Genomic DNA, 17480 nt, shown 5'->3' with positions numbered 1-17480 from the left:
GCCGGCCGGCGACATCGTTGCGCGTGCACGCGTCGGCCCGGTGGCGGGAAGGTCATGGTCGGATCCTCCGGTCGGGAATGCAGGGATGGCGCCGCGCACGGTGGTGGCGTCAACCGCCACCGTGCGTGGCGAACGTCATTGCAGCGTCGCGCCCGGACCTTTCAGTACGACGCTGCGGCGGCCATCGATACCGACCGGCACGTCGCCATGAACGGTCGCGCGACGCACGACGCGGCGCGCATCGCCGTAGTCGTTGATCGCGTAGTGCTGCGTCGCGCGGTTGTCCCAGATCGCGACGTCGCCTTGCTGCCAGCTCCAGCGCACGGTGTTCTCGAGGCGCGTCACGTGCTCGTGGAAGACCTGCAGCAGATGCGCGGAATCCTGCGACGACAACCCCTTCAGCTTCTGCACGAAGTGCCCGAGCACGAGCGTGCGCTCGCCGGTCTCCGGATGCACGCGCACGACCGGGTGTTCGGTCTCGTAGACGGTCGACGTGAACACTTCGCGATAGCGTTTCAGTTGCGTGTCGTCGGCATGCACGTGCGTCGACGCGTAGTCGTAGGCGTTCGTGTGCACCGCCCACAGCGTGTCGGCGAGCGCGCGCAGCGATTCAGGCAGGTGCGTGTAGGCGGCCGCCGTGTTGGCCCACACGGTGTCGCCGCCGACCGGCGGGATCACGACGGCGCGCAGGATCGACACCTTGGGGTACGCATCGACGAACGTCACGTCGGTGTGCCACGAATTGGCGCGCGCGCCGTGCGCGGAATCGAGTTCGAGCAGGTGCGCGCTGCCGTCGACGGACGGCACGGTCGGGTGCGCGACAGTCTCGCCGAAGCGGCGCGCGAATGCTTCCTGCGCGGTGTCGTCGAGATGACCCTGGTTGCGGAAGAACAGCACCTTGTGGCGCAGCAGCGCGGCGTGGATTGCGTCGAACGTCGCGTCGTCGAGCGTGCCCGACAGCCGGACGCCGGCGATCTCGGCACCGATCCGGCCGGCGACCTGGCGAAGCTGAAGCGGGACGGCGGCCGCGCGCGGTGCGGCGGCGTGCGAAGCATGCGATGACGGGTGAGCGGCGTGCTGGACTTCGGACATCGGGAGTCTCCTGGGTCGGATCGGTCGAGTCTCCATTCAAGCAGGGACCGCGCGAAACCGGAACCGATGAATCGTCACAACCTTAGCGCGCGCCGCGATGATCGATATGTGTCGTCATGCTGAACGATTCGTGCGTGGTATCGGGCCATCCGCATTACCGCGTTACCGCATTACCACGCGAGCCGCCATGCGCCGATCCGGTGCGCATCGGAAGCAGCGGTGCGTTTCGTGCCGCCGCCGCCGTCGGCGGGCGGCTCGCGATCGTCGAAATCGGCGAGCACCGTGTCGCGCAGCCGCGCGAATTCAGGCGAGTCGCGCCGGCGCGGCCGCGGCAATGCGACGTCGACGATGCGCGCGATGCGCCCCGGGCGCGGCGCCATCGTGACGACGCGATCGCCGAGATAGACGGCTTCGTCGACATCGTGCGTGACGAGCACCATCGTGATGCCCTCCTGCTCCCAGATGTGCAGCAGTTCGTTCTGCATGCGCGCGCGGGTTTGCGCATCGAGTGCGCCGAACGGTTCGTCGAGCAGCAGCACGCGCGGGCGGTTCACGAGGCCGCGCGCGATCGCGACGCGCTGCGCCATCCCGCCCGACAACTGGTTCGGGTAGGCATGCTCGAAGCCGTTCAGCCCGACGAGCGCGATGTGCCCGGCCACCGCGCGCCGCTTGGCGGCCGCGTCGAGCGGCGCGTTGCGCAGCGCGGCCTCGACATTCTGCGCAACCGTCAGCCACGGGAACAGCCGGTGATCCTGGAACACGATCCCGCGCTGCAGCGACGTGTCGCGCACCCGTTCATCTCCGGCGCGGATCTCGCCCGCGTAGTCGGTATCGAGCCCGGCGATCAGCCGCAGCAGCGTCGACTTGCCGCAGCCGCTCGCGCCGACGATCGTGACGAACTCGCCGGCACGCACGTGCAGCGACACGTCGTCGAGCACGGCGAGCGATGTGCCGCGTTGCGCGTAGCGCTTGCTCACGTGAAGGATATCGAGCGAATCGGAAGCGAGGGTCGTCATGACGGAGAAGGAAGCGACAGGAAGGAGGAGGGCGATCAGCGGCGCAGGTCGCCGCGCCGGGCGAGCACCTTGCGTTCGATCGCACGGGCGACCGCGTTCAGTGCCCAGCCGGTCGTGCCGACGACGATGATGCCGAACAGCACGAGATCCATCCGGAACTGCTCGCTGCCGTCGATCAGCGTGTTGCCGATCCCGCTGCCCGCGACGAGCAGGTATTCGGCGCCGAGCGTCGCGAGCCACGAGTAGATGAGGCCGAGATACAGCCCGGTGAAGATCGACGGCAGCGCGGCGGGCAGGATCACGTAGCGCACGAGCTGAAGCCGCGAATAGCGCAGCGCGCGGGCCACGTCGACATACGCGCGCGGCACCGCATGGATGCCGTCGCACGTATGCGCGGCGACCGGCAGCAGCGCGGCGAGCGACAGGAACACGACCTTGGCGACGTCGCCGAGGCCGAACCATACGGAAATCAGCGGAATCCACGCGAACAGCGAGATCTGCTTGAACGTGTCGAAGCTCGGGCCGACCACGCGCGCGGCGATGCGCGACAGCCCGAGCGCGGCGCCGAGCAGCAGGCCGCCGGTCGCGCCGATCGCGAAGCCGCACGCTTCGCGTGCGAGCGATGCCGACAGCGCACGCGCCAGCGCGCCGCTGGCCGCCTGGGTCCACGCGGTGTGCAGCACGTCGGCGGGGCCGACCAGCAGTCCGCTTTTGACGAGGTGTGCGGACGAGACGGCCCACCAGAGCGCGAACGCGGAGAGCGGCAGGACGAATCCGCGCCAGTCGGGCACGGGAATGCGACGGGCGATCGCGGCGGCGGGCGCCGCGGTGTCCGGCGTCGACGTGGAGGCAGGTGGCACGGAAGGGATCCTTGAGTCGGACTCAGCCGCGAAACGCGGACGGCACGCCGCGGCGCAGCCGTGCTTCGAGCGCGTCGAGCAGCCGGTTGATCACGAGGCCGACCACGCCGACGACGATCACCGCCGCCATTACGAGATCGAGCTGGAACAGCTGGCGGCCGTACACGATCAGGTAGCCGAGCCCTTCCGACGACGCGACGAGTTCGACGACGACCAGTGCGAGCCACGATTTCGTGAACGCGAGCCGCACGCCGGTCGCGAGCGTCGGGATCGCGGCCGGCAGTACGACGCGGACGATGCGCTGGCGGCGCGTATAGCCGAACACGCGCGCGACTTCATCGAGCGCGGGCGGCGTCTGGCGGAACCCCTGGAGCGTGCTCATCGTCACGGGGACGAGCGCCGCATGCGCGATCAGCAGGTACTTGAGCGGCTCGCCGACGCCGACGAGCAGCAGCAGGAACGGCAGCCAGCCGAGCACCGGAATCTGCACGAGCGCGTTGAAGCCGGGCAGCACGTAGGCCTCCAGCGTGCGCGACAGGCCGAGCGCGGCGCCGGTCGTGAAACCGAGCAGCGTACCGGCCGCGAAGCCGACCAGCACGCGCTGCAAGCTGATCAGCGTGTGGCGCGCGAGATCGCCGCTGGCCGCGAGTTCCGCGAGCGAGTCCGCCACCTGTCCGGGCGGCGGCAGGATCTGCGGTGCGATCCAGCCGCGCGCGCTGCCGACGGTCCACAGTGCGAACAGCAGCGCGGGCAGCGCCCACGGCGCGAGCCGCCACGCCACGCGCTTCACGCTCGCCGCGCGGGACGGCGCTGCGAGCGCATGCGGGTCGGACGACGGAATCGGGATCGCGGTGTCGCTCATCGGGGCGGGTCCGGGTCAGGAAAGGGGCTGGCCGGCCGCGTCGTAACGCGGCCAGTAGTGTTCGAGCTTTTGCGTGCGCAACGCGTTGTCGAGATACTTCGGCTCGAACCAGCCGTCGACGTCGACCGCCTGGCGGATCAGTTTCAGCTTCAGCGCATCCTGCGCGACGGCCTTGTAGCGCGCGATCACGAACGGATCGATCAGCGGCGACAGGCGGTCCTTCAGGCGCTGGTTCGCATAATCGGCCTGCCATGACGCATACGGCACGCCGCTTTTTGCCCACAGCTTGAACAACGCGTCGCGGTTCGCCTCGTCGGACGACCATTGCGCCCCCTTCACGAATGCGTTGACGACGCGCTGCACGAGGTCCGGATGCGCGCGCTCGAAGTCGTCGAGCACGAGCAGGTGGGTCTGGCGCGTGAGCTGCGGGCCGTCGTTCTGCGATTCGTAGATGATCTTCGCGAGGCCCGCGTCGCGCAGCTTGTACAGCTGATAGTCGCCGACCGATGCGTCGATGCCCTTCGACGCGAGCGCGGCGAGCGCACTCGCGGCGTCGAGGTTGATCACGCGCAGGTCGCGTTCGCTCAGGCTGTTCTTCGCGAGCGCGTTGTCGGCGACGAGCTGCAGGTTGGTGCCGCGGAAGATCGACACGCGGCGGCCCTTCAGGTCCGTGATCGAGCGGATATCGGAGTCGGGCGGCACCGCGATCTTGACGCCCGAGCGCACGCTGGCGGCGAGCAGCAGATGCGTCTTGATCCCGTTCGCGCGCGCGAGCACCGCCGGCAGGTCGCCCTGGTACGCGAAGTCGAGCGCCTTGTCGGCGATCGCCTCGTTGACGGCCGGGCCCGCGCCCTTGAAGAACAGCCACTGCACCTTGATGCCGTCGGCCGCGAATTCCTTTTCGACGAGCTGCTGGAGCTGCACGGTCGCCGCGCTCGATCCGCCGAAGGTCGGCGGATCGCCGGCGCCCTGCTGGGCGACGCCGATGCGGATCGTCGCGGGCTTGTCGGCGTGCGCGGCGGCGGCGGGCAACGCGACGAGGGACGCGATCAGCAGCGATCGCAGCAGGCGCAGTGGAGACGGGAATCGGTCGATCATGGAGCGTCGGATGGCGAGGAGTGGAAATCGGGCCGGAGGGTGTCGAACCATTCTGGAGGACGCGTCGGGCGCGGGACAAGCAACGATTTGAACTATGCTTATCGCCGCGTTTCGGGTTGGCAAATCACGCGTGTCGCCGATTGGAAATGGTGACGCGAGCGAGCGCGGCGTGCGGGTCCCGCATGCCGATCGACGGCGAATCGATCGTCGATGATGGCGGCGCCGATCCGGATCGGGCAATGCGATCGGCGCGCGCAATATTTTCCGGGCCATGCCGGCTCGATCGAAAAAAGTTACCGGCCAACGCGTGTGCGAGTTCGTTTCAAATTGGCAAATGCGAATCACGCGGCATATCGAAAAGCTGAATAAAAATCATCGAGTGGCGCAGCGGCAGAAATGATGCGTCCAGGCGTTAACATTCTTACTGCAAGCCGCGACAAGCCTTCTGAATGACGATGAAAAAGCGGTAAATGATCTGCGTGTATTTCATCGTTGAAGGCCGTTGCCCATAAATGCACTCCGACGCCAAATAATTTGAATTCGCCAAAAAAATTGTCTATACCCTAGACGAATCAGCGTGATCAGCATCGTGCCAATGCGGCTATGCAACAGACGCGCGAACGTAGCGGCAGACGCCATTGCCGTACGCCGCGCGTGGCAGCGATCGAATGGATTCCGGGGGATGCGAACGGCCCGATGCCGGGGCTGCCGCATGAGTCATGAATGGGCTAACGCCGTGCGCGCCACCGAAGCAACACAGCGTCTTTACATTCAACGGTCGATCACCGACCCCGTCACACGGAGGTTGTCATGCTGCAATACGTCAAGACCTTGCTGCGCGATGAACGTGGCGTCAGCTCGCTCGAATACGCGGTCCTGGGCGGCATCGTCGTGGTTGCACTGGCGGCGGTGGGCGTAATCTTGAGCAGCACCTCCGGCGGCTTGCCGGCCGTGTTCACGGCGCTGATCAACAAGGTCACCGCGCTGATCTGATCCCCTGAACCCGCGCGCCGCCGACGAACACACGGATCCGCAGCGGTACGACGTATCCAGCCGGGGCGCGCCGACGGACGGCATCTCCGATGCTCTATCTCGTACAGTCGGCGGCGACGCTCGTGCTGGTGTCGCTCGCGACGCAAGACCTGCGCGCGCGGCGCCTGTCCAATCGCGCGGTGCTGGCGTTCGCGCTGCTGTATTTCGTCGCGGCGGCGCTGGCCCGCGAAGGGCTCGCGCAACTCGCCGGTCACGTTGCGACCGCCGCGGCGATGCTGCTGCTGTTCGGCGGCCTGCGTCACGCCGGCTGGATCGGCGGCGGCGACGTGAAACTGGCGGCGGCCGTATTCCTGTGGGCAGGTCCGACGCTGGCGCTCCCGGTGCTGACGATCATCGGGGCGAGCGGCGCCGCGTACGGCGTCGCCGTGCTGGTGGCCGTTGCGCGGCAGCGTCGCATCGCACCGGCCGGCGCGATCGCGACGCGCGGCGTACCGTACGGTGTCGCGCTGGCGCTCGGCGGTGCCCTTGCCGTCTGGGTGCCGTTTCCCCACGCGGTTTCGCTCACCTAGCCGGGGAACGCACGCTGCCATGCCCAAACCCCTGAGAATGGCCGTGCTGATCATCGCTGCCGGCATCGGCGCGTTCCTCCTGCGGCAACTGTACGTCGCCGCGTCGACGCCGTCGGCACCCGGCGAAGTGGCCGAGGTACGCGTGCGTGTCGCGGCGGCCGACCTGCCCGAAGGGCTGCTGCTGCGCGACAACGATCTTGCGTGGAAGCGCATGCCGCGCGCGCAGGTGCCGGCCGGTGCGTTCGTCGAATCCCAACCGGGCGCGGAGCTCAAAGGCGCGCTGCTGCGCAACCGCGTCGACGCCGGGGCGCCGATCCGCACGGACAACGTGATTCCGGCCGGCGCGCCGGATTTTCTCGCGGCTGCGCTGCAGCCCGGCATGCGCGCGATCTCGGTGCCGGTCGACGACGTGTCGGGCAACGCGGGGCTGATCCAGCCGGGCGACTTCGTCGACGTGGTGCTCACGCAGCAGATCGGCGGTTCCGCGACGACGCCCGGCACGTTCGAAGCGGAGACGGTCGTGCGGCGCGCGCGCGTGCTCGCGGTCGGCTCGGAATTCCAGCGCGCGAAGGCGCCCGCGAGCGCGGTGGACGCGCCGGTCCGCGCGCGCACGGTCACGCTCGAAGTCGCGCCGCGCACCGCGCAGGTCGTGCTGGTCGCGACGCGCCTCGGCTCGCTGTCGCTGGCGCTGCGCAGCTTCGCGACCAGCGATCGCCGTCAGGCGGCAGGCAGTGACGAAGCGGAGCCCGATACGCCGCCGGTGTGGGCCGGCGACGTGTCGCGCGCGGCGCGGGTGCCGTCCGCGCGGACGGACGCCGGCACGCGGCCGGCGTCGCCGGGCAACACGGTCGTGATCTATCGCGGCTCGTCGGTCGACGATGGATCGCACGGCACGGGCACCGGCATGCCGGGCGTGCCGCCGCTACCGGCCGGTTGGCCGGGCATGCCGGTTGCGCCGGCCGGGCCCGCGGGCGGCAACGCAGCCGCGGACGCGACGGCGCAAGCGCCGCGGCCGGCGGCGCCGCAGTGACGCGGCGACACGGCGACACGGTGACGAATGGGGCCGGCCGTTCGGCGGCAGGCATTTGACGGGAAGACGCATGGTGCGCATGGTTCGATGGATCGCTTTCTGGTGCCTGGCCTGCATCGTCGCGCCGGGCGTCGCGCTCGCGCAGCGCGCGCAGGCGGCGGATGCCGGTGCGGCGCTGTCGATCGCGACCGGCAAGGGCGAGATGCTGTCGCTGCCCGAACCCGCGACCGCGATGTTCGTCGCGGACCCGAGCATCGCGGACATCCAGGTGCCGTCGCCGCGCACCGTGTTCGTGTTCGGCAAGAAGGCCGGCACCACCACGCTGATCGCGCTTGGCGCGAACCATCGGCCGATCCTGCGCCGGACGGTGATCGTGCAGGTCGACACCGCGTCGCTGCAGGCGGTGCTCGACAGCCGCTTTCCGCAACTGAAGCTGTCGGTGTCCGGCGCGCCGGGCTCGCTGATGGTGTCGGGCAAGGTGCCGAGCGCGGCCGACGCGGACGCCGTGATGCAGTCGCTCGCGCCGTACCTGCGCGACAAGGAAAAGATCGTCAACCGGCTCACGCTGTCGCGCCCGATCCAGGTGAACCTGCGCGTGCGGGTGACCGAGGTGAGCCGCAACGTCACGCAGCAGCTCGGCATCAACTGGAGCTCGCTTGGCAGCGCCGGCAACTTCGTCGGCGGGCTGTTCAACGGGCGCACGCTGTTCGATCCGACGAACGGCCTGTTCAACCTGTCGCCGACGGGCGCATTCTCGGTGCTCGGCGGGTTCCGCGCGGGGCGCTGGTCGATCGACGTCGTGCTCGATGCGCTCGACCAGGAGGGCCTGATCACGATGCTCGCCGAACCGAACCTCACCGCGATGTCCGGCGAGACCGCGAGCTTCCTCGCGGGCGGCGAGATTCCGGTTCCCGTTGCGCAGGCCGGCAACACGGGGGTGATCACGGTCGATTACAAGCCGTTCGGCGTGTCGCTCGACTTCACGCCGACCGTGCTCGCCGACAACCGCATCAGCCTCAAGGTGCGCCCGGAAGTCAGTGAGGTCGATGCGAGCAACAGCGTGACGACGGGCAGCATCAAGGTGCCGGCACTCACCGTGCGGCGCGTCGAGACGACGGTCGAGCTGTCGAGCGGGCAGAGCTTCGCGATCGGCGGGCTGCTGCAAAGCCAGACTGCCGATACCGTGTCGCAGATCCCGGGGCTCGGCCGGCTGCCGATCATCGGCCGGCTGTTTTCGTCGAAGAACTTCCAGGACAACAAGACCGAGGTCGTCGTGATCGTGACGCCGTACATCGTGCAGCCGACCGGCCCCGGCCAGCTCGAGCAGGCGCTCGACACCGTCGCGCGGCCGAGCAGCGATCTCGAGTTCGCGATACAGCGCAACCTCGGGCTCGACCTGTTGTCGGGCGACACGCCGCGCCTCGTCGGCGCCGCGGGCTTCGTGTACTGAACGGAGGAGCGCGCATGCGAGTTCGAACCATCGTCTCGGCCCTGCTGTCGCCGGCGCTCGCAGGCTGCCTGTCGGCGCCGCCGCCGATCAACCTGCCGGATGCACGCGCGATCGGCTTCGACGGCGTGCACGCGGTGCCGCCCGACTGCGCGAAGCTGATGCAGCCGTCGCATCTCGTCGATGCCGGGTTCGGGCGGCCCGGCGTGCCGTTCGGCTGCGCGACCTACACGAATCTCGCGACCATGCTCGCGCGGCCGGAAGATCTCGTCGCGCCCGTGCCGTACGGCGGCGCGGACGCGCAGGTCGCGGCCGACGCGGTGCGCCGCTACGTCGAGGATCGCGTGAAGCAGCCGACACCCGGGAAGACGCTGACGACGACCGGCTCGCCCGGCCATTGACCCGCTCCCGATGCCATCACGATGCCGCCCATGAACGTCCTCGATCGCCAGAACGCCAAGCGTGCCGCTTCCGCCGGAGCGGCGGATCTCGTCGCGGTCGTGTCGGACGCGGGCAGCGAGGACGTGATTCGCCGCGTCGCGCAGGACCTGTCGATCACGCGTGCCCACGTGCAGCCGGGCGACTGCGACGACGCGATCCGGCTGCTGCAGCACAACGAGCGTTCGCCGCGCCAGCTGATCGTTGACGTGTCGGATTCGGTGCTGCCGGTGTCGGACCTGATGCGGCTCTCGGAGGTGTGCGACCCGTCGGTGCGGGTCGTCGCGGTCGGCACGCAGAACGACGTCGGGCTGTTCCGCAACCTGCTCGGCATCGGCGTGCAGGACTACATCGTGAAGCCGCTGACCGTCGAGTTGATGCGGCGCGCGCTGACCGCGACGGAATCGGTCGTGCAGGCGCGCACCGGCAAGGTCGTCAGCTTCGTCGGCGCGCGCGGCGGCATCGGCGCGACGACGATCGCGGTGAGCCTTGCCCGCTGCCTCGCGGGGGAGAAGCGCCGCCGCGTCGCGTACGTCGACCTGAACCTGCATGGCGGGGGCGCGAACTCGATGCTCGGGCTGTCGAGCAACAACGGGCTGATCGAACTGCTGAACATGGAACAGCGTCCCGACGACGCGTTGTTCGACCGCATGTTCGTCACGAAGGGCGACCGCCTGCATGTGCTGTCGGCCGAACTGGCGTACGGCGAAGACGCGCCGCTGCGCGACGATGCGATCGCGCTGCTCGTCGGCATGCTGCAGGACCGCTTCCATTACGTGCTGTTCGACGTGGGCACCCGCGCCGGCAAGCTGTTCGAGGGTGCACTGGAAGCGTCCGATCTCGTCTATGTCGTCGCCGACCGCTCGGTACATGCCGCGTACGAAGCCGCACGGCTTGCGCGCTTCGTGAGGGAGCTGCCGGGCGAGCGGCTGTTGTCGATGGTGCTGAACAATCCGCTCGAGCCGGTCAAGGGGCGCGTCGCGCAGACCGACTTCGAGGACGCATTCGGCGGCGTGAGGCTGCGCGAGCTGCCGCACGAGCCGCAGTCGCTCGCGACCGCCGAGAACCTCGGCGAGCCGATCGAAGGCGCGAAGCGCCATGGTTTCCTGGACGAGATCCGGCGGCTCGCGAACGGCATCACCGGGGAATCGATGGCCGTCGCCGAGCCGTGGTATGCGCGCTTCGTCAGATGGAGGAAAGGATCGTGACGTTCGGCACCCGCAAAGAGCCGACGCCGGACGCTGCACCGGTGGGCACGCCTGCCGCGCCGCGCGGCGACGCACCGGCGCCGGGGCCGGTCGCGAGCCCGGCTCCCGCGCCTGCCCGCGGGCCCGCGGCGGCCGATACCCAGGAGGCGCTGATCCGCTCCGGCAAGTTCGACGCGATTCGCACCGCGGTGTTCACGTCGATGAACATGTCGGCGGCGCTGATGAAGACGCGCGACGAAGTGCGTGCGGGCATCGAGCAGGTGGCCGCGCACACGGTCGAGCGCGAGCGCCTGAAGATCACGGCGGGCGAGCAGGTGCTGATCGTCGATGCGATCCTGAACGACATGTTCGGCGTCGGGCCGATCGAGCCGCTGCTCGCCGACGACACCGTCTCCGACATCCTCGTGAACGGCCCCGACCAGGTGTACGTCGAGCGCGCGGGCCGGCTCGAACTCACGTCGCTGAAGTTTCGCGACAACGCGCACGTGACGAGCGTCGCGCAGCGGATCGCGGCGGCGGTCGGGCGCCGCGTCGACGAGAGCAGCCCGATGGTCGATGCGCGTCTCGCCGACGGCAGCCGCGTGAACGTCGTGCTGCCGCCGATCGCGATGCGCGGCGCGTCGATCTCGATCCGCAAGTTCGCGAAGCGAGACATCACGCTCGCGCGGATGGCACATCAGGGCAACATCTCGCACGGGATGCTGCAGGTGCTGAAGATCGCCTGCGCGTGCCGGCTGAACATCGTGATCTCGGGCGGTACCGGCTCGGGCAAGACGACCTTGCTCAACGCGCTGTCGCAACACATCGAGGAGCACGAGCGGATCGTCACGATCGAGGATGCGGCCGAGCTGCAACTGCTGCAGCCGCACGTCGTCAGTCTCGAGACGCGGCCGGAGAATACCGAAGGGCTCGGCGGGATTTCGCAGCGCGACCTCGTGCGCAACGCGCTGCGGATGCGGCCGGACCGCATCATCCTCGGCGAAATCCGCGGTGCCGAGGCGTTCGACGTGCTGCAGGCGATGAACACGGGTCACGACGGCTCGATGACGACGATCCATGCGAACTCGCCGCGCGACGCGATCAGCCGGCTCGAAAGCATGGTCATGATGGCGAACGCGAACCTGCAGCTGCTGTCGATCCGGCGCCAGATCGCGAGCGCCGTGCACCTGTTCGTGCAGGTCGAGCGGATGCGCGACGGCGTGCGCCGTGTGACCCGGATCACGGAGATCGTCGGGATGGAAGGCGAGGTGGTGATCACGCAGGACCTGTTCGCGTTCCGCCAGGAGGGCGACACGACGCGCGAGGTGGTGAAGGGCGTGTTCGAGGCATCGTCGCTGCGGCCCGCGTTCGCGCCGCGCGCCGCGTACTACGGTGTCGAGGACGCGCTCTCCGAGGTATTCCGGCAATGAGGGCCGCGGACCTCGTCGCGCTCGGCGCATTCGTCGTGATCCTCGCGCTGGGCCTCGTGCTGTCCGCGCTGCTGGATCGTGCGGGCCGCACGCCGGAGCAGCGCATTCGCGCGCGGATGCAGCACCTTGCACCGTCGCTGGCGGGCCGGAAGGCCGGTGCGGATGCCGTGCCCGGCGTCGCGCTGTTCAACCTGCCGCGCCGGCAAAGCCGCGCGCGCGCGTGGCTGCAGCGCTACGTGACGCGCGTGCGCGCGGTCGGCGGCGAACGCGGGATGCGGATCGTCGTCGCCAGCACGATCGCCGGCGCGATCGCGGCCATCGTCACGATGCAGTTCGTCGCACTCCCGCGCATCCTGCATCCGCTGATCTACGTGGGGCTGCCGCTGGTGGCGATGCGCGCCAGCTACCGTGCACTGGTCGAGCGTTTCCGGCTGCGTTTCCTCGAAGCATTCCCGGACGCGATCGACCTGATCGTGCGTGCGGTGCGCGCAGGCATTCCGGTCACGCAGGCGATCAGCACGGTGGGCGACAGCGCGGCCGAGCCGGTGCGCTCGACGTTCCGCACGATGGGCGACAGCCTGCGCGTCGGCGCCGACCTGAAGGACGTGCTGACGTACGCGGCAGACCGGCTGATGATCGCGGACTTCTCGTTCTTCACCGTCTACCTGCTGCTGCAGCGCGAGACCGGCGGCAGCCTCGGCGAGACGCTCGACGAGTTGTCGAGCATCATCCGCACGCGTCGCGACATTCGCCTGAAGACACGCGCGTTGACCGCCGAGGGGCGGATCACGACGAAGATCATTTCGGCGGTGCCGTTCGTGATGATCGGCGCATTGTTCGTCGTGAACCGCGCATACGTGATGCTGCTGTTCGACACGCACGCCGGACGCGTGCTGCTGACGATCGCCGCCGTGCTGCTGACGATCGGACTGCTGACGATCCACAAGATCTCGAAACTGGATACCGCGCGATGACCCTGTCGATACTGGCCGCCCGCGGCCTCGAACTGTTGCTGTTGCTCGCGTGTGTCGCGGCGGCGCTTGCGACGCCCGGCGGCGGCACGCGCCGGCGGATCGCCGCGCGCGTGCAGCAGGCGGCCGGGCAGCGCCCGCAGTCGCTGGTGCCGGGGCGGCTGCAGCCGGGCGAGGTGCGTCAGGACCTGACGCGGCGGCTCGCACAGCTCGGCGAGCGGCTGCCCGTGCTCGATCCGATGCAGCGTGCGAAGCTCGGGCTGCAGCTGACCCGGGCGGGTTTTCGCGAGCGCCGCGCGGTGTCGTCGATGATCGGCATCAAGCTGAGCTGCGGCGTGCTGTTCGCGGGTATCGCGATCGTGTTCAGCCCGACCATTCCGCGTTTCGGCGAATACTTCGTGATCCGCGCGGTGGCGATGGTCGCCGCGTTCGTGATCGGCGTGATCGTGCCGGAATACGTGCTCGGCGCGATGATCCGGCGGCGCCGGCGGATCATCGCCGCGTGCTTTCCGGATGCGCTCGACCTGCTGGTGATCTGCACGATGGCCGGCAACAGCCTCGCATCGGGCGTGCGGCGCGTCGCGCGCGAACTCGAGCGCATCTGCCCGCCGCTCGCCGACGAACTGACGGTATGCGCGGACGAATTGACGCTGAGCGGCAACGTATCCGAGGTGCTGACGCATTTCGCGCTGCGCGTCGACTTTGCGTCGGCACGCTCGCTTGCCACGACGCTCACGCAATCGCAGCGATTCGGCACACCGGTCACGCAGGCGCTGCGCACGCTGTCGCGCAGCGAGCGCACCGAGCAGATCGTCGCGCTCGAGGAAAAGGCCGCGAAGCTCGCGCCGAAGATCACGCTGCCGATGATGCTGTTCATCCTGCCGACGGTCGGCCTGATCGCGGCGGGCCCGGCGGCGATCCGCCTGCTCGAGGTGTTCAAATGACACGATCCGTCATCTGTGCGCTCGCATTCGCGGCCCTGCTGCCGGTGCTGGCCGGCGGCTGCGCGCCGGGCATCCAGACGAGGCCGGCGTTGTCGCACAAGAGCGACGACCCGCAGGCCGAACTGCGCATTGCCGACAGCGCGCTCGCCGGCGGCAACGTCGATCTCGCGTCGACGCTGTACGAGAAGGTGCTCGCCCGGCATCCCGATTCGCTCACGGCGCGCCTGGGGCTCGGCGACGTCCACTACCGCAGCGGCGATCTGGAGCGTGCGCGGATTCTCTATGAGCAGGCACGGCAGCAGGCACCTGCGGAACTCGGGCCGCAGGTCGGGCTCGCGCGCGTCGCGTTGCGGCAGCGTCGGCTCGATGAGGCCGCCCAGCGCTACCGCGACCTGCTGGCCGCGCAGCCGAACCTTCCGCTCGCGGCCGAAGGGCTCGGCACGGTGCTCGACCTGCAGGGCCGCCACGAGGACGCGCAGGCCGTGTACCGGGATGCGCTGCGCGCGCATCCGGACGCGCAGGGACTGCGCGTCGACCTCGGGCTGTCGCTCGTGCTGAGCAACCGGCCGCGCGAGGGCGTGAACGTGCTGCTCGACGTGGCCGGGCTGCCCGACGCGCCGTGGCAGGCGCGCCAGAACCTCGCGTTCGCGTATGGCGTGCTCGGCAACACCGATTCGGCGAAGAAGCTGCTGTCAGCGGATCTGCCCGCATCGGCGGTGGCCGACAATCTGCGCGTCTACCAGGCAGTGCGTGCGCAGTTGGCGTCGCGCCCGGCGCCCGCCGCCGCGCGACCGTTGAAGGGTGCCGCGCTCGAGCCGCGCGCCGTGCCGCCCGCTGCGGGGGCCGCAAAATGACACGCCGGGCGATGGGCGCCCGCCACGCGCGCGGCGTCGTATCCCTCGAATTCGTGCTGATGCTGCCGTTCCTGCTGATGGTGCTGATCGGCATCATCGACACGAGCCTGCTGCTGTGCGACAAGGCCGTCATCACGAACGCGAGCCGCGAGGCCGCGCGTGCCGGCGTCGTGCTGCGCGTGCCGATGCTGACCCCGACGCAGATCGCCAACGTCGCGCTGAGCTATACGCAGAACAGCCTGATCACCGGCGGCACCGCGACGACGCCGAACGTGACCGTGACGCAGGCGAACGGCACGACGGCGGGCACCGCGCTGACGGTCACGGTGACCTACACGTATTCCGGGCTGGTGCTGGGTTCGGCGTTCAGCGCGCTGACCGGCCCGGTGACGATTTCGGCCAGTTCGGTGATGCTCTATGAATGACGCAGCCGGCACGCGACGCATCGGCCCCGCGCGCGCGCGCGGCTCCGTCGCGCTGTTCTTCCTGATGTTCCTGATTCCGCTGCTGTCGTTCGGCGCGCTGGCGATCGACATCGCGTGGGTGGCCACGGTGCGCAATCAGCTGCAGAACGCCGCCGACGCGGCCGCGCTCGCGGCGGCCGATGCGATGATGTCGCCGACGGGCGGCGCGCTGAACTGGTCGCAGGCCGCGCCGGCCGCGAACGGTGTGATCGCGCAGAATTCGGCGGCCGGCGCACCGCTGGCGACGGGCACGGTGACGACCGGCTACTGGAACGTGACGCGTACCCCCGCATCGATGCAGTCGACCACCATCACGCCCGGCGCGTACGACGTGCCGGCGGTGCAGGTCACGGTATCGCGCGCGCCGGGCGTGAACGGCGGCTCGATTCCGCTGCTGCTCGGCGGTCTGCTGGGCATCCCCGGCGCGTCCGGCAGCGCGACCGCGATCGCGGTGCTCGCCGCGCCGGGCGGGGTGGCGGCGGGCGGCCTCTTTCCGATCGCGATCGACCAGTGCGTGTACAACCAGTACTGGAATGCGCAGACCAACCAGCCGCTGATCAATCCGCTGACGGGCTTGCCGTACGAATTCTCGATCACGAACGGCCAGACCTACGGCGCGCTGTGCATGGGCGGCCAGTGGACGTCGTTCCAGTCGACCGCGACCGACACGACGACGATGGGCGGCCTGATGGTGACCGGCAACCCGACGACGCTCAATATCGGCGACAGCATCTATCTCGCGACCGGCGTCAAGGCGACGCTCTACACGTCGGTGCCGATCGGCACGACGGTCGTGCTGCCGGTCGTCACGCAGACGTCGAGCAGCACCTACGTGCCGATCGTCGCGTTTGCCGCGTTCCACATCGACGTGTCGCTCGGCGGCACCTACAAGTACATCCAGGGGCACTTCGTCGCCGGCGTGAAGATGACCGGTGTCGCGACGGGCGTCGGGCCGTATTACGGCGTGTACGTGCCGCCGCGGCTCGCGTTGTGAGCGTCGTGCCGCGCGCGGCGCAGCAGCACCAGCAGCGCGAAGAGCGTCACGGCGGGGCCGATCTGCGGTAGCTGCAGCCACGGGTTCAGGTATTCGGCGACCGGCAGCGCCCACATCAGCGCGATCGCGCTCTGTTCGCCGCGCAGCCAGCCGTCGCGCCAGCCGATCGCCAGCATGCAGGCGATCGCGATGGCGAGCCACGCGAGTTCGTAGTGCCACACATAAGGGTTCGCCGTGAGCGTCGCGACCGTCAGCACGGCCGCGCGCAAGCGGGTATCGCGCGACTGCGCCCACACGATGCAGGCGGCTGCGATCGCAATCGCGGCGATACACGCATGCGCGGCATACGCGGCGCCGAGCGGCACGCCCGCAAGCCGGAGCGTCGCGAACGGTGTCGGCGATACGAGCCAGAACACCACACCCTGTTCGAGGACGATCGAGCGCGCGAGTCCCGTGCTGGCGACGAACAGGCGCAGCGACTCGAGGCCGCAGATCAGCACGCTCAGCGCGACGAACGTGCCGGTGGCAAGCGCGGCCCACGCGATCGTGCGCCATGCGCGCGCCGCAACCAGCACGAACGGGAACAGCAGCGCCATCTGCGGCTTGACCGACAGCAGGCCGATGCAGAAGCCGGCCCACATCGGCCGCCGGCCGGCCCAATGGACGGCCAGCGCCGCGCACGATGCCGTCAGGAACGCGTTTTGCCCGAGCGTCGCGGTGACGAACACGCAGGGCGCGGCGGCCAGCGCGAGCGTACCGGAGCGCCATGCGCCGGGAATCGTGCCAAGGCCGGATACGCGCCACGCGGCGAGGCCGAGCACGACGACCCCGAACGCGACGAACAGCGGATAACCGAGCGCGAAGGGCAGCAGCGCCAGCGGGGTCACGAGCAGCAGATAGGTGGGCGGGTACAGCCACGGGGCGAAGGCGTCGCGGCGAAGGTTCGCGAACAGCTCGGCCGATAGCCGCGAGAACGCGGAGAAATCGTACGCCTGCGATGGCGAGCCGTGCAGCATGACGTACGATGCCGACCAGAATATCGAGAAGTCGGCGCCGGCGCGCGACAGGAGCGTTCCGTGCGCATGACGAATGACGGTTGCCCAGATCGCGATGAACAGCACGTAGAACACGAGCATCAGCGCGCTGTACAGGGCGAGGCGTCGCGGTGTCAGCCACGCGGCGACCGGCCGCTTCGCCGAGCGCATCGATTGCTGCGGAATGTCCAATTGCC

At 69.3% G+C, this 17480-nt stretch carries 18 protein-coding genes; 12 read left to right on the top strand and 6 right to left on the bottom strand.

Annotated elements, in window-relative coordinates; translation table 11 throughout:
* Window positions 1–135: 135 nt before the first annotated feature.
* The 5 genes from DIE21_RS28730 to DIE21_RS28710 all read right to left on the bottom strand — a co-directional run bounded on the left by DIE21_RS28730 (window position 136) and on the right by DIE21_RS28710 (window position 4928).
* Window positions 136–1092, bottom strand: coding sequence for a TauD/TfdA family dioxygenase (locus DIE21_RS28730; protein WP_124500842.1), 957 nt, complete (start codon window positions 1090–1092; stop codon window positions 136–138).
* A gap of 170 nt (window positions 1093–1262) precedes the next feature.
* Window positions 1263–2108: an ABC transporter ATP-binding protein gene (locus tag DIE21_RS28725; protein WP_124500841.1), complete on the bottom strand. Its 846-nt coding sequence runs from the start codon at window positions 2106–2108 to the stop codon at window positions 1263–1265.
* A 35-nt stretch (window positions 2109–2143) separates the two neighbouring features.
* A complete protein-coding gene (locus tag DIE21_RS28720; RefSeq protein WP_124500840.1) occupies window positions 2144–2968 on the bottom strand; it encodes an ABC transporter permease in 825 nt (274 codons plus the stop codon).
* Between the two features lie 22 nt (window positions 2969–2990).
* Entirely contained in the window at window positions 2991–3830 is an 840-nt protein-coding gene (locus DIE21_RS28715) for an ABC transporter permease (protein ID WP_124500839.1), read from the bottom strand.
* A gap of 15 nt (window positions 3831–3845) precedes the next feature.
* A complete protein-coding gene (locus DIE21_RS28710) occupies window positions 3846–4928 on the bottom strand; it encodes an ABC transporter substrate-binding protein (protein ID WP_124500838.1) in 1083 nt (360 codons plus the stop codon).
* A gap of 810 nt (window positions 4929–5738) precedes the next feature.
* On the opposite strand from DIE21_RS28710, the gene DIE21_RS28705 reads away from it, so the two are divergent.
* The 12 genes from DIE21_RS28705 to DIE21_RS28650 all read left to right on the top strand — a co-directional run bounded on the left by DIE21_RS28705 (window position 5739) and on the right by DIE21_RS28650 (window position 16249).
* Window positions 5739–5921: a Flp family type IVb pilin gene (locus tag DIE21_RS28705; RefSeq protein ID WP_124500837.1), complete on the top strand. Its 183-nt coding sequence runs from the start codon at window positions 5739–5741 to the stop codon at window positions 5919–5921.
* An 89-nt stretch (window positions 5922–6010) separates the two neighbouring features.
* Entirely contained in the window at window positions 6011–6490 is a 480-nt protein-coding gene (locus tag DIE21_RS28700; protein ID WP_124500836.1) for a prepilin peptidase, read from the top strand.
* A gap of 19 nt (window positions 6491–6509) precedes the next feature.
* Window positions 6510–7520 carry a Flp pilus assembly protein CpaB gene (gene cpaB, locus DIE21_RS28695; protein ID WP_124500835.1) on the top strand — a complete coding sequence of 337 codons (1011 nt, stop codon included), beginning with the start codon at window positions 6510–6512 and terminating at the stop codon, window positions 7518–7520.
* 70 nt (window positions 7521–7590) lie between these two features.
* Window positions 7591–8970 carry a type II and III secretion system protein family protein gene (locus DIE21_RS28690; protein ID WP_124500834.1) on the top strand — a complete coding sequence of 460 codons (1380 nt, stop codon included), beginning with the start codon at window positions 7591–7593 and terminating at the stop codon, window positions 8968–8970.
* 14 nt (window positions 8971–8984) lie between these two features.
* Complete coding sequence (locus DIE21_RS28685; protein ID WP_124500833.1) at window positions 8985–9368, top strand: CpaD family pilus assembly lipoprotein; 384 nt, start codon at window positions 8985–8987, stop codon at window positions 9366–9368.
* 21 nt (window positions 9369–9389) lie between these two features.
* Complete coding sequence (locus DIE21_RS28680) at window positions 9390–10613, top strand: AAA family ATPase (protein WP_124500832.1); 1224 nt, start codon at window positions 9390–9392, stop codon at window positions 10611–10613.
* Entirely contained in the window at window positions 10610–12022 is a 1413-nt protein-coding gene (locus DIE21_RS28675) for a CpaF family protein (protein ID WP_124500831.1), read from the top strand. The genes DIE21_RS28680 and DIE21_RS28675 overlap by 4 nt, the downstream gene beginning before the upstream one ends.
* Complete coding sequence (locus DIE21_RS28670; RefSeq protein WP_124500830.1) at window positions 12019–12996, top strand: type II secretion system F family protein; 978 nt, start codon at window positions 12019–12021, stop codon at window positions 12994–12996. The genes DIE21_RS28675 and DIE21_RS28670 overlap by 4 nt, the downstream gene beginning before the upstream one ends.
* Complete coding sequence (locus tag DIE21_RS28665; RefSeq protein ID WP_124500829.1) at window positions 12993–13937, top strand: type II secretion system F family protein; 945 nt, start codon at window positions 12993–12995, stop codon at window positions 13935–13937. The genes DIE21_RS28670 and DIE21_RS28665 overlap by 4 nt, the downstream gene beginning before the upstream one ends.
* A complete protein-coding gene (locus DIE21_RS28660; protein ID WP_124500828.1) occupies window positions 13934–14791 on the top strand; it encodes a lipopolysaccharide assembly protein LapB in 858 nt (285 codons plus the stop codon). The genes DIE21_RS28665 and DIE21_RS28660 overlap by 4 nt, the downstream gene beginning before the upstream one ends.
* Window positions 14788–15216, top strand: a complete 429-nt coding sequence (locus DIE21_RS28655) for a TadE/TadG family type IV pilus assembly protein (RefSeq protein WP_124500827.1) — start codon at window positions 14788–14790, stop codon at window positions 15214–15216. The genes DIE21_RS28660 and DIE21_RS28655 overlap by 4 nt, the downstream gene beginning before the upstream one ends.
* Window positions 15209–16249 carry a TadG family pilus assembly protein gene (locus tag DIE21_RS28650; protein ID WP_124500826.1) on the top strand — a complete coding sequence of 347 codons (1041 nt, stop codon included), beginning with the start codon at window positions 15209–15211 and terminating at the stop codon, window positions 16247–16249. The genes DIE21_RS28655 and DIE21_RS28650 overlap by 8 nt, the downstream gene beginning before the upstream one ends.
* Here the strand turns inward: DIE21_RS28650 and DIE21_RS28645 are convergent.
* Window positions 16213–17475, bottom strand: a complete 1263-nt coding sequence (locus DIE21_RS28645; protein WP_260426667.1) for a glycosyltransferase family 87 protein — start codon at window positions 17473–17475, stop codon at window positions 16213–16215. The two genes, DIE21_RS28650 and DIE21_RS28645, sit on opposite strands and share 37 nt — an antisense overlap.
* Window positions 17476–17480 lie beyond the last annotated feature (5 nt).

It is taken from the genome of Burkholderia sp. Bp9140, from assembly GCF_003853425.1.
Taxonomy (GTDB): domain Bacteria; phylum Pseudomonadota; class Gammaproteobacteria; order Burkholderiales; family Burkholderiaceae; genus Burkholderia.
This window is presented reverse-complemented; position numbering and strand designations above follow the sequence as displayed.

Coding starts and splice junctions, on each gene's coding strand:
- cpaB (WP_124500835.1), top strand. CDS start 6,510: ATGCCCAAACCCCTGAGAATGGCCGTGCTGATCATCGCTGCCGGCATC.
- DIE21_RS28710 (WP_124500838.1), bottom strand. CDS start 4,928: ATGATCGACCGATTCCCGTCTCCACTGCGCCTGCTGCGATCGCTGCTG.
- DIE21_RS28690 (WP_124500834.1), top strand. CDS start 7,591: ATGGTGCGCATGGTTCGATGGATCGCTTTCTGGTGCCTGGCCTGCATC.
- DIE21_RS28725 (WP_124500841.1), bottom strand. CDS start 2,108: ATGACGACCCTCGCTTCCGATTCGCTCGATATCCTTCACGTGAGCAAG.
- DIE21_RS28715 (WP_124500839.1), bottom strand. CDS start 3,830: ATGAGCGACACCGCGATCCCGATTCCGTCGTCCGACCCGCATGCGCTC.
- DIE21_RS28660 (WP_124500828.1), top strand. CDS start 13,934: ATGACACGATCCGTCATCTGTGCGCTCGCATTCGCGGCCCTGCTGCCG.
- DIE21_RS28680 (WP_124500832.1), top strand. CDS start 9,390: ATGCCGCCCATGAACGTCCTCGATCGCCAGAACGCCAAGCGTGCCGCT.
- DIE21_RS28665 (WP_124500829.1), top strand. CDS start 12,993: ATGACCCTGTCGATACTGGCCGCCCGCGGCCTCGAACTGTTGCTGTTG.
- DIE21_RS28655 (WP_124500827.1), top strand. CDS start 14,788: ATGACACGCCGGGCGATGGGCGCCCGCCACGCGCGCGGCGTCGTATCC.
- DIE21_RS28705 (WP_124500837.1), top strand. CDS start 5,739: ATGCTGCAATACGTCAAGACCTTGCTGCGCGATGAACGTGGCGTCAGC.
- DIE21_RS28685 (WP_124500833.1), top strand. CDS start 8,985: ATGCGAGTTCGAACCATCGTCTCGGCCCTGCTGTCGCCGGCGCTCGCA.
- DIE21_RS28730 (WP_124500842.1), bottom strand. CDS start 1,092: ATGTCCGAAGTCCAGCACGCCGCTCACCCGTCATCGCATGCTTCGCAC.
- DIE21_RS28670 (WP_124500830.1), top strand. CDS start 12,019: ATGAGGGCCGCGGACCTCGTCGCGCTCGGCGCATTCGTCGTGATCCTC.
- DIE21_RS28650 (WP_124500826.1), top strand. CDS start 15,209: ATGAATGACGCAGCCGGCACGCGACGCATCGGCCCCGCGCGCGCGCGC.
- DIE21_RS28700 (WP_124500836.1), top strand. CDS start 6,011: ATGCTCTATCTCGTACAGTCGGCGGCGACGCTCGTGCTGGTGTCGCTC.